This window comes from Bartonella sp. AA86SXKL (assembly GCF_042196885.1).
Genome location: NZ_JBHIRE010000079.1, coordinates 1 through 1,528 on the forward strand (window position 1 = coordinate 1; position 1,528 = coordinate 1,528).

Consider the following 1,528-nt stretch of genomic DNA (forward strand, 5'->3'; position numbering starts at 1 on the left):
CACCCTCTTTACGCTTATGAAGGTGTAAGCTGGGATCATCATTTTCTTTGCCCGCTCACGATGTTGCGATAATTTTTTCATTGAGACTGTTGGGGCATTTTTACTTTTTTCTTGAAGAATTTTTATCTACAAGCCAACCTTGTTTATGAGACGAAAATAACCTTGAAATGCGGGATTCTATTGCAATGCATGGACAGAAGCCATATTTCAATCATGTAAGGGAATGATTTTGATTGATTGAGTATAAGAAGATTTGAAATGAAAGAATCTTACGATATTAGGGACTTCATTTAGTATGCAAAACGATGAATTATTCTTATAAACCAATACGATGCCTCAATTTGGAGATGAAGCATTTTGTTACCTTTGGTTTGAGAGAAATGAACTTTTTCAAAACCGTTTGTCTCAAGAGACAGTCCCCAGCAGTATAAATCAATAAATCTTTATAGATGACGTAGTGGGGGTATACACAAAAAGCAGTTCTTCGACCGATCTTTCTATGACAGAGTATCAAAAGTTAAAAGGCAGTGTACTGTGCTGCCTTTTTGTGAAAGTGAACGGAATAAAACAACGTTTGTTTTTATAGTCTTAAGTTACACTTTCATGATTTTATATTAAAATTGATAGCGCATTCCAGCAGAGAAGTTTATTCCAGATACACCTGCTTTTTGGAGCTTGTGTTGATAATTAATATCCGCATGAAGGGCAAAATTTTGAGAGAGTTGCGCATTCACACCAAGCCCGCCTTCAACAGAATCTCCCATAGCATCAAGATAGAAAGTATCTCCAATCTGTACTGTACTCTTGTTACTAAAAGCTTTCATAAGGTTCAGCTTACCGTAGAAAGAAGTGGCATAGCCTTTTTCATCAGAAGGTATCGTTTGTGTCAGACGCCCACCAATACGCAGCAACCATTGATGAGGCTTACCCATATTCACGTTAAAGCCATCGATATCTGAGAGGGTGTCAAACATGAGACGTTGATAAAGGAGTTGTGCTTGTGGTTCAAAGACCAATCCTTTAGCATCGGTTTCTAGTTTATGTCCGATGGTCGCTGATGCACTTACAGTATGAGAACCATCCAATTTTGCAGTGTTCCCAATGAGGGCTGTGGTGATATTTCCTTTGAAAGCTCCGTAGGAGAACAGTACATTAACATAGATGCCATCGTTATGCTGGATGTTTCCATATGCAGCAAGTGACCATTTATCGAGTGTACTCTTATCAGCACCTTCCATGCCCTTTGGAGTGAAAGAGAGTTTTCCGTATGTCCCCAAAAGACCAAAATGTGTGGTGCTATTTTGACCTTCTAATGCTGCTAATGTCATGCCTGCTTGTATTGCAGTATAGTGAACATCAGCACCATAGCCATAGTGTAGAGGACTACGGTTAGAAGACAATGTGATCTTGTGGCCATAGGAGGATAAGAAGATCCCACTCTTTTTGTTATCTTCTTTTTTATCCTTTGCTTCAAAGAGTGTTGTCCGCATATTCTCTAACAGTATATTCTGATTATTCAGCTCAGCCA

1 protein-coding gene is annotated in these 1,528 nt (G+C 38.8%); it reads right to left on the reverse strand.

Features of this window, described 5'->3' with window-relative positions:
• Positions 1-614 precede the first annotated feature (614 nt).
• Positions 615-1,528: autotransporter outer membrane beta-barrel domain-containing protein (locus ACFIO5_RS09840; RefSeq protein WP_375705301.1), on the reverse strand; the 914-nt coding region annotated here is incomplete at its 5' end.